Source organism: Arthrobacter sp., assembly GCF_030540645.1.
Classification (GTDB): Bacteria; Actinomycetota; Actinomycetes; order Actinomycetales; family Micrococcaceae; genus Specibacter.
In genome coordinates this window covers 1-13,303 of the sequence record NZ_JAUNVV010000092.1, presented here as the reverse complement: position 1 = coordinate 13,303, position 13,303 = coordinate 1, and the positions used below count along the sequence as shown (strand labels likewise).

Here is a 13,303-nt window from a genome sequence, read left to right as displayed (position 1 = left end):
CAAAACACCAGCCCACTAGAACAAATCCTCATCAACTACACCAACCACCACAAAAAATAACCACTGGCAAACGCGCTCAGTTGAGCAGGGGAAATACGCCAGGCCCTGGAACGTTTCAACTGCATGCAAATCGAGCGTAATCGCGGCAATAAGGAGATTAAAGTGAGGGGACGGTTTCTGCAATTGCAGAAACCGCCCCCTCACTTCGTTTATATACCAGTGCTAGTCCGCCGGCAGCTTCTCGCTGACTGGGCGGCTGACAAGCCAGGCGATCCAGAGACCAAACGCGTAGAGCGGAACGCCCATGATCAGGCGCATTGCCCCCAAAGCGTCAACCTGTTCGGTCAGATACAGCGGCAGCTGCACCACCAGACGGGCGGCCATGACTGCCACCACGATCCAGGTCGCAACATTGTAGGCGCGGAGCCGTTCCGGTTTGTCCCGCCAACGCACGCCTTCGTTGCGGGCATAGCCAAACAGCAGGCCCAACACCGGCCACCGCACCGCGATGGAAATGACCATGGCGAGAATGTAACCGCCATTGGTCAGGAAGCCAATCAGGTAGTAATTCTCGGCTTTGCCGGTCTTCATGGCCAGGAAAGCGGAAAGCGCGACGCCGGCAATTCCGGCCAGCGCCTGCGTCAACGGCGTTCGCTGGATCAGTCGTGCGACGAGGAACACAACCGCCATGGCCACTGATCCAACGAGGGCGGCGGTCAGATTCCGGGTGAGCGTGAAAACAACCAGGAAGATCAGCCCGGGCAGCACGCTTTCGGCAATGCCACGCACTCCCCCAGCAGCGGCCAGCAAGTCGATTTGGCCGTTCTCCTTACGCACCAACGGATTCTTGGACGCCATTTCATGGGCAATCTCAGCGAAACCACCGGTGGGCTTTTGCGCTGGCGGGTTCTCTTCGGGACTCTGCTGGCTCAACTAGCTCTCCTGGGTTCCAATGATTTCGTAGCGGGGGTTGTACATGGTGGGCAGGCCGTCACGAAGTGAAACCATACCCTCCACCCGCAAACGCGTGCCTGCCACAATGCCGGGCACACGCCGTCGTCCTATCCACACCAGGCGCAGGCGGTGGTTCTTGCCGTCCACGGCGCCACGATGGGATTCCCGGTCAGTGACGATCGCTGTGTAGGCGGGTGCGCTCGACTCCGGCAGGATGGTGACGGCGTCAATGACCCCTTTGCACACTGCACGGCCCCGGAGCGGCAAATCGCAAATGGCACCAGGGTCGGACCAACCGCGTTGTTGCGTGGGTGTCAACGTCAGCCGATCGCTGTGATTTCGGGCCCGCGCTGAAGGGGTTCCCCACCCTGAGAGGGGGCAACTTCGCCGCCGGGCATGGCCGCTTCGGCAGCTGTGGCAGCGTCCTTGGGCAGGCGCAACAGCAACAGGTCACGCGGAGGCAAAGGGGTCTCGCCACGGACCACAACCACTCCACGGAACAAGTCTTCAAGTTCCTTCGCAGCTTCACTGTCAATCGCTGCATCGCCGCCCAACACGCCGCGCAGGAACCAGCGGGGACCGTCGACGCCAAGGAATCGGGCAACCCGGAAACCCTTGCTTCCGTCACTCGCCTCTGCGGGAACCTTGGCCAGTACTTCCTTGCCGAATACACCGTCAAGGATTTCGATCTCCCCACCCTGCGAGCCGACGGACAGGCCCAGCTGCTCGCGGATGTCGCGCCACAGCTCTTCCGAACGTGAGGACGCAAAGGCTTGCAATTGCAGGCTGGAACCGTTCAAGTCCAGCGTTACCGCGATGACGCGTGACGTGCTTTCCTCGACCTCCAGACGCAGCGACAGTCCCTCTCGAGGGGTGATCAGAAGTGCTCCCAAATCCACGTAGCCGTCGGTGTTCTCAATCTCGGAGTCATCCAACGGGCCGTGCACGGCACGGTCATAGGCGGTGTCGGACGGATCCGGGGGAAGGTCCAGCATCGCAGGGCCCGAACCTTCAGGTGAGGTCCCGGCGTCGTCTGGATCGACGGCAGCGGAGTTGGAATCGACCAACTCGTCCGAGCTGTTCTTGTTTTTCTTACCGAACCCAAAAGCCATGGGATTAAGACTCCTTGTAGAAGATGGAACTCGAGATAATGAGGGCGGCTACTCAGCCGTTGCTGGACGCTTGCGGGACTTCGCCCTGGGGTGTCTGGGAAAAACCGCCAGTTGATCCGAATCCGCCGGTACCGCGTACCGAGGCTGGCAGCTCATTGACCTCTATGAACTCAGCCATTTCCACGCGCTGGATCACCATTTGTGCAATTCTATCGCCCCTGGTCAGTGAGATCGAATGGCGGGAGTCAGTGTTCAGCAACGTCACCGACAATTCACCGCGGTAGCCGGCGTCCACGGTACCCGGGCTGTTGACAATGGTCAGCCCCTGCTTCGTGGCCAAACCCGAACGCGGGTGGATCAGCGCAACAAAGCCGAACGGTAGCGCAATGCTGACACCTGTGGGGACCAGGGTCCGCTCACCGGGGGCCAACACCACGTCGATCCGGGTCCGCAGGTCAGCGCCGGCGTCACCGGGGTGGGCATAGCTGGGAGGCTCGATCCCGTCGTCGAGCATGCACAACTGCACGCTCAGAGTGGGGCGCGCGTCGTCGGAGGCATTGTTGGCGGGAGAAGTCTGTTCGGTCACAACAGCCCACTCTATCGCGAACCGCCGCGCGGCGCCTGTCTTGGCCTCGGCAGCGGCCAACGTGATTTACTGCCGGAAAGGTGAAAAGCTATAGCCATGTCATCACCTTCGCCGCAGAGCGCAACGTCCCCCTCAACGGCTAACTACACGGAGAAACTCTGGCCCGGATTTTGGGGCTGGGTGATTGTCGTGGGACTCTCCGCAGCTGGCATCCTGATTTTCATCCCGATCAGCCCGGCGGCGGGATACATCGCGTTTTTCGTCCTGCTGATCGGCCAGGCCGCGCTGCTGATCGCTTCCACCCCCACCATTGAAGTGACCCCCGAGACGTTACGGGTGGGCCGGGCCCAGATTGAGCGCCAATTTGTTGGTGAAGTGACGGCCTACCACGGCCAGGACGCCACCGATCAGCGCGGCACCAAGCTCAACGGTCTTGCCTACCTGTGCATTCGCGGGTGGATCAAGCCGGTTGTGAAGATGGAAATTACTGATCCCACAGATCGGACGCCGTACTGGCTGGCATCCTCACGCAACCCCGAGCATCTTGCCGCAGCCTTGCGCGGCACCGGACCGGCAGCCTCGAACCCCGACAACTGAGCCCCTGGACTCCGAGTCGAGGTAACCACCCTTTTACCCCTCGCAGTCCCTGCAGTACTTCAAGCCATTCATTTCCCGAGCAAGCTGTGATCGATGCCGCACCAGGAAACACGAGCCGCAAGTGAACTCATCCGCCTGTTCGGCCATGATCTCCAAGGCCAATTCCTCCGCAGGAACATCATTGCCGGGAAGTTCAAAATTCTCTGCCAGATCGGTCTCAGCCAAATCGATCACAGCGTTCATTACGGGGCTGGGACCAGCCGGTTGTTGGGCCACTCGTGGCTGGTGGTAACCGGTTCTCATCATTACTTCCTTAGAATCACCGCGGGGCGGCAGTATACAAATGCTGCCAACACCATAAAATGTAAAACAGTGAACGATGAGCAGTCGGGGCGTTAGTTCGCAGCAGGCTTAAGTGCCTTGAGGTCCGGCTGCCCTGCGTTTCGCGCTCGTTGACAAAGCAAACTCACGCCACGCCTAGCGCGGTAGTAGGTAATTTGGCGCATCAATGGCAAAGTTTCGAAGTGTACAATAATGACTTTTTGGGAGGACGACATGGCTGATCTGCGGCTGGTGGGTGTCCACGACGACGGCGGACACCTGCTGCTCAGTGGTCCCGATGGGGACATCTACCTACTTCCCTTGGACGAGGCGCTGCGCACAGCAGTAGGCAAAACGCACCACCGTTTGCCCAACATGCCGCAACAGCCAGGCACGCGTATGAGGCCACGGGAAATCCAGGCATTGATCCGTGCTGGAGCCACTGCAGCGGAAGTCTCTGAACAATCAGGGCTGTCGCTGGAGCAGGTGCGACGCTACGAGGGACCCGTACTGGCCGAACGTGAATACATCGCCGGTCAGGCGCGCGCCGTCGAGGTTGCCGCTCCCACCGCGCACAACGACGGCTACAAGGCTGCCTTTGGCGAGAGCCCGGCATCCCTTGATGAAATGGTCCGGCACCGGCTGGCGGCTTTTGGCATCGACCCGAAGTCACTACGCTGGGATGCCTGGCGCGACAAAGCAGGCGACTGGACCATCAGCGCCAACTTTGAGCCCAGCACCGAACGCGCCGCCACGAGTATTGGAGAGGCACCCCCGGCCCTGTGGCGCTACCATGCCGCACGCAAGGCACTGCACAACGCCAACCGCTGGGCACAGCAACTGAGTGAACTTGAGCCGCTCGACAGCCCCATTTCGGCACGTCGCCTGAGCGCAGTCGTCGACAAGCCCTTTGACGTGGAGGCCGACGCCGAATCCTCCGACCTTGAGACGGAACTTTCCGTAGAGGGGGCCACAGACACAGACGCAACTCCCGCAGAAGCCGTACCGGAGTCGGACGAGGACAGCCACAGCCACGGGCTCCTTGAGATGCTGCGCTCCCGCCGCGGTGTCCGCCTCGGCGTGAATGAAGCGGGCGACGACGAACTGGCCGCCATGCTCGGCAGTTCCGTTCCGGGCGCCCACCCTCGTGATGAAGAATTCTATGGAATCAAGGCTGGTGAAAGTCAGCCGGAAGCGGACGCGCCTGAGGCCAATCCGATCGAGGAAGCACCCGCCGCTGCGGTAAGCCCCAGGGACAGGCTCCGTTCCATCCCGTTCCTGAAACTGGCGCCATGCCTATCCGAACACGACGCCCAAGGCTCGAACAGCGTTGGCAGTGTTGCCGAGGTCAGCAGCGAAACGAGGGAAGTTGTGGTCTCTCGGGAACCATCCACCAGCAGTGAGCCCCAGACCCACGTGCCGGAAGAAAGTGGCGCCAGCGACAGTGATGTGACGACACGTCTGGAGCGCAAGGCCTCCACGAAACCCAAGCGCTCCAGCGTCCCGAGCTGGGACGAGATAGTGTTCGGCACCAAGGGCGACTGAAGCCGGGAAATCCGGTCCCAGGCATCCCGATGCCTGGGACCTCCTGGAGCCTAGCGGCGCTTGGCGCCCTTCCTTGCATTCCCCGGCTTCTTCGGTGTCACGGGAATGCGCAGCAACGGCACCTCACGCTCGGCCTTCGTGATGGATCCATGCTGGCCCACCACTTCCATGGCCTGGGCCCGCACCCGTTGCAGGTCGTAAAATGCGATCGGCTCCCTGGCCAAAACCAAAACATCACCAATGCGGGCACTGACAGCGTCGGATACCTCGCCAAAGTAGCCTGCCTCGACAGCCTGCTCCCTGGTCAAAACCCAGGCCTTCCTACCGAAACGCTCCAGCCACGCCCCCATGAGGCGGCCGCGGGCTTCCTCTGTGGTCCCCGGTTCCAGGTACAAGTGCACCATCCGCGGCTCCCCCGCCGTATGCCGGACACCGTCCATCAGCTCCGGGTAGACCGAAAAGTCGATCCGGGCCGAACGCGGCACATCCACCATGCCGTGGTCGGCTGTCAAGAGAATCAGCGTCCCGGCCGGTGCCGTCGCAGCGAGACGCTTCATGCCGGCGTCGAGCTCTTCCAGCTGCCGTTCCCACTGCGCCGAATCTGCGCCGTGCGCGTGGCCGGCCTTGTCCAGTTCCCCCCAGTACAGGTACACGAGCGCCCGCGGCGTCGCAGCAAGCGCATTGACGGCTTCCTCCACCCGGGCGTGCATCGAGGTGGCGCCACGGAATTCGCTGCCCCTGAGTGCCGCGCGGGTCATGGGCGAATCGGCAAAGCGCGGCAGGCTCACCGTGGTGCAGGGCACCGAAGCGGAAAGTTGTTCAAAGATGGTGGGGCAGGGTTGCCACCGCAGCGGATCCACGCCGGCGTCCCAATTTCCGAGTAGGTTCACCACCTTGTCCTGACTCGGGTCGAGCACGTCGTAGCCCACCATGCCGTGGTGCCCTGGAACTGCTCCCGTGCCCAACGACGTCAGCGAGGTGGCGGTCGTGCTGGGAAACGCAGCTTGCAGGGTTCGCGGATGTGCCCCCCCGGTGTCTTCCGCCAAGACGCCCCGCAAGAACGGTGCATGTCCGGACTTCTCCTTCAACAAGGACTTGCCCAAACCGTCGACAAGAACGACGCAGATCCGCGTCGCGGCTGGCAGCTTCAGCACATTCTCAAAAGAATCCCCACCCAGCACGGCAGCGGCACTGCTGAGCACATCGCCAATGCTCGCCTTCCCGTAGGCGGGCGCGGCGGGCAGTGGGGGCTGCACGTGAGTCAGCTCGTCGGTGGCATTCACGGTGTCAGCGACGGTAATGGGAACGGCCCAGGCGCGCACCAAAGGCGGGGAACCTGGTGTTCCCGGGTTCCAGGTGGCTGGGCGCACCGGCGCCGGTGTTCACGGCACGCAAAGCGCGGGCGAAGGCCTTCGCGTCAGCCACGGCCTGCAGGCCCTCGGCCTCGGCACTGATGCGCAGCGCAATGTCCTCCTGGACGATGGTTCCCGAGTAGCCGTGGTCGGCGTCGCAGGCGGGATCCCCGCACGACGCCGGACCCATCTCCACCCGCTGTCCGCCAGACCAGGCGATGGCCAAGGTGAGCTCGCGTGCCGGATCCGAGGGCTTGTAGTCCTGTGGCTGGGCGTAGATGTAGCTGAGCACCACGGAGTTGATCTGGGCGACGGGCACTGATTCAGTGGATACCTGGGCCACCATCTGCTCACCCGACTCATCCAACTGGTGGTCGTCAACGTGGGTGATGACCAGCATGTCCGTGGTCAGCACCAACACGGTAATGTGCCGGTGCACCTCGGTGCGGTCAAAGTGGGTTTCCAGATGCACCAGGTGCGCAAGGCTTTCCTGGCCGTCAAGGGCATCGTTGACCACGTCTGCAACGAGCCGGGGGTAAAAACCTGACCGCTGAAGTGCGGCTTCCAAATCGCGACCCTTGGTATTGGCGGGGGCGCCCGCGCCGAAGCTGTTCATTGTCCCATTTTCGCACTTTGCCGACGGCGTTGCGAACTGGCAACACCACGAGCCGCCCCGTGGAGTCGCCCTGCTAGAAAATCATGGCCCTCCGTGCACTGTCGGTGCGCTGGGCCGGGTTGCCGATTCTCACATCGACGGACAAGACAGTCACGGCCGTGGGTCCAACGAGAATGGGTTTGAATTCAATGAAGGCCACTTCAGGGTGTTCATCCTTGAGCATCGCCACCCGGGCCACCAAATCCTCCAGTGCCTTCACATTTCCGGCAGGCAGGCCTTCATAGCCGAACAGCTTCACGGCTGCCCGCGGTGAACGGATGAGGTCCGCCGTGTCTGCGACCGACAACGGCGGCACCCTGTGTGCCCAGTCGTCTAGCAGGTTCACTGCGTCCCCGGTCAGCCCGAAGGACACCACCGGCCCCAACAACGGGTCTTCGATGGCCCGCAAGGTGCACGACTGGCCTACTTCGGCCATCGACTGCACCTCCAAGTCCTTGTCCCCATATGGTTTCAGGAAGTTGCGCATCCGGACAATGTTGCGCCGCAGCGACTCAGCATTTTCAATGTTGATCCGCACACCGCCCAAATCCATGCGGTGGCGCAGCGAAGGGTCAATCGTCTTGATGGCGACCGGCCAACCCAGCCGCTGCGCTGCGGCCACGGCCTGGTCCTCGGTTTTGAACGGCGACGATTCGAGCACTTCAATGCCGTAGTGGCGCAGGAGTTCCGCCGCCTGCCCAGCATCCAAGGTGAGAAGTCCGTCCCCGGTCACATCAGCCAGCCATCCATCCAGAAGGGCTTCAGCGCCGCGCGGATCAACCCCCTCCAGTACATCAAAAACGGGTGATTCAAGTGTCAGCCAGTGCGCGTAGCGCGTCACAGCCGCCAACGCAGCAATGGCCGCGCCGGGGCTGGAGAACGCTGGCAGCGACTGCGCCATTTGCCGGTTCACGTGAATACGGCGGTCAATGTTGCCGGTCAGCGCGGCGATGACGGGCTTCCCGGACTCCTCTGAGCACTCCTGCAGCGTTGCGGCAATCACGTCCACAGTCAGTCCCACAACGGGCAAAAGCGTCACAATGGCCGAGTCCACGCCGTCACGTGCCAGTACATCGAGCACCGTGCGCTTCAGCAGCGGCAAGGCTTTGGACTGCCCCACATCCAGCACCAGGCTCGACTCGACGGCCGCCACCGTAAGCCCGTGCTGCTCGGTGGCGTCGGCCACCACCGTGCCCAGCGCCGCGGAGTTGCCAACAATGGCAAGGCCCGGCCCCTTGGGCAGCGGCTGCCCCACCACAATCTGGGCCACGTCGGAGAGTTCTTCGATCGTATTCACCCGCACGACGCCCGACTGGCGCAGCATGGCGTCCAGCGCACCGACAGGGGCTTGGGTGGTGCGCACTGCGTGTCCGGGTGGAAGGCGCAGGCCAATGGAATCCGATTTGGCCACAATGACAGGTTTGCTTCGGGCCAGGCGCCGGGAAATGCGCGAAAATTTACGCGGGTTGCCAATGGACTCCAGGTACAGTCCGCACGCTGCCGTGTTCGGGTCATCCTCCCAAAACTGCATCATGTCATTGCCTGACACGTCGGCCCGGTTTCCGGCCGAGAGCACGGTGGACATGCCCACGTCACGCCGGCTCAGGGACGCGAACAAGGAAGCGCCCAGTGCTGCGGACTGGCTGAAGATCCCCAGCCCTCCCCGCAACGGCAGGGCCGGGGCCATCGACGCATTCAGCGACACGGCCGGGTCGGTGTTGGCTACCCCGAGCGAAGCCGGTCCCACCACCCGCATGCCGTTTGCCCTGGCTAGGCGCACCAGGGCGCGCTGGCGCGCAAGCCCGCGTTCGCCGTCGTCCGCGAAACCTGCGGTGGCCACAACAAGGCTCTTCACGCCGGCCTGCCCACACTGCTCCACCACAGTCTGAACCTGACCATAGGGCACAGCGATGACGGCCAGGTCCACAGGCCCGGGAACCTCGCCGATCCTGGAGTACGGCATCATGCCGGAGACCTCCAGGGCATCAGGGTTGACGGCGTAAATGGCGCCGGTGAAGTTCCCCTCAACAACGTGTTCAAGCAGTTGCTGGCCCACGCTCCCCCACTCCCGGCTGGCCCCAATCACGGCCACGGAGGCCGGCGCCAACAGCCCGGCGAGGCTGAGCGCCTCGGCCCGGTGCTCGCGGGATTCCATGACGGCGCGGGACTTCTCCGTGGGGTCGATGTCAAAGTGGAGCGAAACCACGCCATCGTCAAAATGCCGCTTGACTTCATAGCCGGCCTCAGAGAAAACCTGGATCATCTTGCGGTTTTCCGGCAGGACCTCCGCGGAGAACTTGCTGATCCCGTTCTCCCGCGCAGCCACAGCCAAGTGTTCAAGCAGAATCGACCCCACGCCGCGGCCCTGGTGGGCATCGGAAACGTTGAAGGCCACCTCGGCGTCGGAGGGGTCATCGAGCCGGTCGTAGCGCCCGATCCCAATAATCCCGTCGCCGCGGGTTATGACAAATGCCACACGGTCGTGGTAGTCAAGCTCAGTGAAGCGGCGCAGTTCCTTGTCCGTAAGCTTGGACTTGTACGTAAAGAAGCGCAAATAGATGGAATTTTGCGACTGCGCCATGTGAAATGCCTGCACGGCGGGGGCATCGGCGGCGGTCATGGGCCGCAAATGGCCCGTGCTTCCATCACGGAGAACAACATCGGCTTCCCAATGGGCCGGATATTCGGGCGCGAGCTCTGGCTTCACCATAGAATCACTGTACCGACATGATCTCGTTTTAGGCGTCTATGTCAGAGACGCAACACCCCTAGGCAGAAAAGGAACCACCGCCATCATGGCCAAGCGCCAACGCCCAGCAGACGGCACCCTCCCCAAGGATTTCAAGGAAAACATCGTTGACATTGATGTTTCAACTGAAATGGAGGGCTCATTCCTGGAGTACGCCTACTCGGTGATCTACTCCAGGGCGCTGCCCGACGCCCGTGACGGGCTCAAGCCTGTCCAGCGGCGCATCCTGTACATGATGACGGACATGGGCCTGCGCCCGGACAAGGGCCACGTCAAAAGTGCCCGCGTGGTGGGCGAGGTCATGGGCAAGCTGCACCCGCACGGGGACACGGCCATCTACGACACCATGGTGCGCATGGCCCAGGACTTTTCCCTGCGTCTGCCTCTCGTTGACGGGCACGGCAACTTCGGCTCGCTCGACGACGGCCCCGCCGCCCCCCGCTACACCGAGGCCCGTCTGGCCGCCGCCGCACTGGAGCTGACGGGAAACCTGGATGAGGACGTGGTGGACTTTGTGCCCACCTACGACAACGAGTGGACACAGCCCTCCGTGCTGCCCGCGGCCTACCCGAACCTGCTGGTCAACGGAGCCAGCGGCATTGCCGTGGGCATGGCCACCAACATGGCCCCGCACAACCTTGGCGAAGTGATTGCTGCCGCCCAACACTTGATCGCCAACCCCGATGCGACCCTCGAAGACATCATGGCGTACGTGCCCGGCCCCGACCTGCCCTCGGGCGGGCGAATTGTGGGTCTACAAGGCATCCGCGACGCCTACGCCACCGGCCGCGGCTCGTTCAAGACCCGGGCCAAAATGGCTGTTGAACAAATTTCCGCGCGCCGCACGGGCCTTGTTGTCACCGAACTGCCCTACCTGGTGGGCCCGGAAAAGGTGAAGGAGAAAGTCAAGGACGCGGTCAATAACAAGAAGCTGGTGGGCATCGCCGACTTCATTGACCTTTCAGACCGCAAGCATGGGCTGCGGCTGGTGCTGGAGATCAAGAACGGTTTCAACCCGGCCGCCGTCATGGAGCAGTTGTACCGCTACACGCCGCTGGAGGAGTCCTTCGGGATCAACAACGTCTGCCTCGTTGAGGGCCAGCCGCAAACCCTTGGCCTGTTGCCGCTGCTACAGGTGTTTGTCACGCACCGCATTGACGTGGTGCGCCGCCGCACCACGTTCCGCCTCGCCAAGAAGCTCGACCGCCTGCACCTGGTGGAGGGCCTGCTCATCGCCATCTTGGACATTGACGAGGTCATCCAGATCATCCGCACCTCGGATCAGGTGGCGGCAGCCCGTGAGCGCCTCATGGCCATTTATGACCTGTCTGAAATACAGGCGGACTATATCCTGGCCCTGCGTTTGCGCCAGCTCACCCGCTTCTCCATGGTGGAGCTGGAGGCCGAGCGTGACCAGCTGCGCCGTGAAATTGAAGCCCTGCAGGCTATTTTGGCTTCCAAGGAACTGCTGCACCAACTCGTCACCGACGAGTTGGGTGAAGTGTCCGCCAAATACGCCACCCCGCGCCGCACCGTGCTGCTTGAATCCGAGGCCATGGCCCCGTCCGTGGCGAAGGCGCTGGCTGCCGGCGGCACGGGCAAGGCCGCCAAGATTGCTCCGCTGGCCCTTGAAATTGCCGACGATCCCTGCTGGGTGCTGCTCAGCGCCACGGGGCAGATAGCCCGGACAACTACGGCTGATCCACTCTTGGATTCAGGGGGCCGCAGCAAGCACGACGTCTTCACCTCAGTGCTGAAGTCCACCGCGAGGGCCGAGATTGGTGCGCTGACGTCGCTGGGTCGCATGCTTCGCCTGCAAGTGGTGGACATGCCTGTGCTGCCTCCGACCAACTCCCTGCCGAACCTGGCCGGGGGTGTGGCGGCCAAGGACTTCATCACGCTGACGAAGGGAGAGACCCTGGTTGGATTCGTTCCGCTGAACAGCGTCTTCGCCGTTGGCACCGCTGCAGGGGTGGTCAAACGGGTCACCCCCGACTATCCGCTGAACCGCGACGACTGGGAGTACATTTCCCTCAAACCCAAGGACTTTGTGGTGGGTGCTGGCGTTGCCACGGACGACGACGACCTCGTGTTCATCACCCGCGGCGCCCAATTACTGCGCTACAGTGCCGCCACGGTTCGCCCGCAGGGTCGCACGGCCGGCGGCATGGCCGGAATCAAGCTCTCTGTCGGAGACGCGGTGCTGTCCTTTGGCGTGGTCTCCCCGACCGATTCCGAGGCGGTGGTGGTCACGGTGGCCGGTGGCCAGGACGCGCTGCCGGGCACGCCGTCGGGCTCGGCCAAGGTGACCGCATTCTCAGATTACCCGGCCAAGGGACGCGCCACGGCAGGGGTGCGGGCGCACCGCTTCCTCAAAGGCGAGGACAGGCTGCTGGCGTCCTGGGCTGGCCATGGTCCGGCCAAGGCTTCCACCGGTTCCGGCGTCGCCCGAGCGCTGCCGGTGGAGCATGGCCACCGCGACGGCTCGGGCGTGGCGCTCAGCGCAGCCATCGACCTGATCGGGCCCAGCCTGATTGGGCACAGCTTGGCTAACGGCGCCCATACCCCTGATCTACCTGCCGCCCCGGTGGTGGCGCCGAAGGTCCCGGCGGCCCCCACCCGTGACGCACAGCCCATCCCCGGCAGTACACAAGAGGCTTTCGAGCTGCCATTGGAATAGGCATGGGCTGTTGCGGGGCCTACGCATAGACTGGCCCCATGGCTATCACTCCCGATGAAAAAGACTGGACCTGGGTTTTGCAGCGTGTGTGCCCTGAGTGCGGCTTCGATGCCTCCGAAGCCACACCGTCCACTGCGGCAACCATGATCCCCGCACTGCTCCCGCGGTGGCAGAACGCGCTGCGGGGGGCCAACGTTGAGGAACGCTCAAACCCGGACACGTGGTCTGTGCTGGAATATGGCGCCCATGCCAGTGACGTCTTCGAACTGTTCACCGCACGCCTTGAGCTCATGCTCCGGGAAGAGAACCCCACCTTCGCCGACTGGGACCAGGACCAGGCAGCCCTTGACGGCTGCTATTCGACTCTCGATCCTGATGATGTTGCCAGCGAACTGGTGCAAAACGGCTTGGATGCGGCAGCCGCTTTCGGTGCCGTCGACGAAGCGGATTGGGGACGGCGCGGGCTACGCAGCAATGGCGCCGAATTTACGGTGGTGACCCTGGCCGGGTATTTCCTGCACGACATCGTCCACCACTTGCACGATGTCAACGGCTGACCAGCTCAACGCCGTCCTCCGTGCACCGGGCCATGGCATAGGCCAGCAGGGCCTGTGTGACGCCGCAACGGCACCAATCCCTGCGATGATCACCCAGCAGCGCTGTGTAGCCTTGCTTTCGGCCCGCTTTGGTGAAGCGTTCGGCATCAGTCAGTGATCGCCTAACCGAAAATATCGTCCGTTGGGGTGTGGGGA

At 62.9% G+C, this 13,303-nt stretch carries 12 protein-coding genes and 1 pseudogene; 4 read left to right on the top strand and 9 right to left on the bottom strand.

What is annotated here, in order from left to right:
* Positions 1-222: 222 nt before the first annotated feature.
* From Q4P21_RS14080 to dut, 4 genes are all read right to left on the bottom strand, one after another.
* Positions 223-933, bottom strand: coding sequence for a DUF3159 domain-containing protein (locus tag Q4P21_RS14080; RefSeq protein ID WP_303389371.1), 711 nt, complete (start codon positions 931-933; stop codon positions 223-225).
* Positions 934-1,200, bottom strand: a complete 267-nt coding sequence (locus Q4P21_RS14075; protein ID WP_303389370.1) for a hypothetical protein — start codon at positions 1,198-1,200, stop codon at positions 934-936.
* A gap of 74 nt (positions 1,201-1,274) precedes the next feature.
* A complete protein-coding gene (locus Q4P21_RS14070) occupies positions 1,275-2,066 on the bottom strand; it encodes a DUF3710 domain-containing protein (protein ID WP_303389369.1) in 792 nt (263 codons plus the stop codon).
* Between the two features lie 52 nt (positions 2,067-2,118).
* Positions 2,119-2,652, bottom strand: a complete 534-nt coding sequence (gene dut, locus Q4P21_RS14065; RefSeq protein WP_303389368.1) for a dUTP diphosphatase — start codon at positions 2,650-2,652, stop codon at positions 2,119-2,121.
* Between the two features lie 96 nt (positions 2,653-2,748).
* On the opposite strand from dut, the gene Q4P21_RS14060 reads away from it, so the two are divergent.
* Positions 2,749-3,249, top strand: a complete 501-nt coding sequence (locus Q4P21_RS14060) for a DUF3093 domain-containing protein (protein WP_303389367.1) — start codon at positions 2,749-2,751, stop codon at positions 3,247-3,249.
* Between the two features lie 33 nt (positions 3,250-3,282).
* Here the strand turns inward: Q4P21_RS14060 and Q4P21_RS14055 are convergent, their stop codons facing one another.
* Positions 3,283-3,552, bottom strand: coding sequence for a DUF4193 family protein (locus tag Q4P21_RS14055; protein ID WP_303389372.1), 270 nt, complete (start codon positions 3,550-3,552; stop codon positions 3,283-3,285).
* 231 nt (positions 3,553-3,783) lie between these two features.
* On the opposite strand from Q4P21_RS14055, the gene sepH reads away from it, so the two are divergent.
* Positions 3,784-5,115 (top strand): septation protein SepH, encoded by a 1,332-nt coding sequence (gene sepH, locus Q4P21_RS14050; protein ID WP_303389366.1) that lies wholly within the window; start codon positions 3,784-3,786, stop codon positions 5,113-5,115.
* Positions 5,116-5,165: 50 nt separating this feature from the next.
* Here sepH and Q4P21_RS14045 read toward each other — a convergent pair whose 3' ends face one another.
* The 3 genes from Q4P21_RS14045 to Q4P21_RS14035 form a co-directional block, all read right to left on the bottom strand.
* Positions 5,166-6,398, bottom strand: coding sequence for an alkaline phosphatase family protein (locus Q4P21_RS14045; RefSeq protein ID WP_303389365.1), 1,233 nt, complete (start codon positions 6,396-6,398; stop codon positions 5,166-5,168).
* 4 nt (positions 6,399-6,402) lie between these two features.
* Positions 6,403-7,083, bottom strand: coding sequence for a DUF5998 family protein (locus Q4P21_RS14040; RefSeq protein ID WP_303389364.1), 681 nt, complete (start codon positions 7,081-7,083; stop codon positions 6,403-6,405).
* Between the two features lie 73 nt (positions 7,084-7,156).
* Complete coding sequence (locus Q4P21_RS14035) at positions 7,157-9,832, bottom strand: bifunctional GNAT family N-acetyltransferase/acetate--CoA ligase family protein (RefSeq protein ID WP_303389363.1); 2,676 nt, start codon at positions 9,830-9,832, stop codon at positions 7,157-7,159.
* An 85-nt stretch (positions 9,833-9,917) separates the two neighbouring features.
* Between Q4P21_RS14035 and Q4P21_RS14030 the strand changes: the two genes are divergently transcribed.
* Together Q4P21_RS14030 and Q4P21_RS14025 are read left to right on the top strand one after the other, a co-directional pair.
* Entirely contained in the window at positions 9,918-12,551 is a 2,634-nt protein-coding gene (locus Q4P21_RS14030; RefSeq protein ID WP_303389362.1) for a DNA topoisomerase (ATP-hydrolyzing) subunit A, read from the top strand.
* Positions 12,552-12,589: 38 nt separating this feature from the next.
* The gene (locus Q4P21_RS14025) at positions 12,590-13,108 is read left to right on the top strand and encodes a DinB family protein (RefSeq protein WP_207346066.1); all 519 of its coding nucleotides are present in this window, start codon (positions 12,590-12,592) and stop codon (positions 13,106-13,108) included.
* Here the strand turns inward: Q4P21_RS14025 and Q4P21_RS14020 are convergent.
* Positions 13,098-13,303, bottom strand: a pseudogene (locus Q4P21_RS14020) (hypothetical protein); the annotation flags it as partial. The gene Q4P21_RS14025 and the pseudogene Q4P21_RS14020 overlap by 11 nt on opposite strands.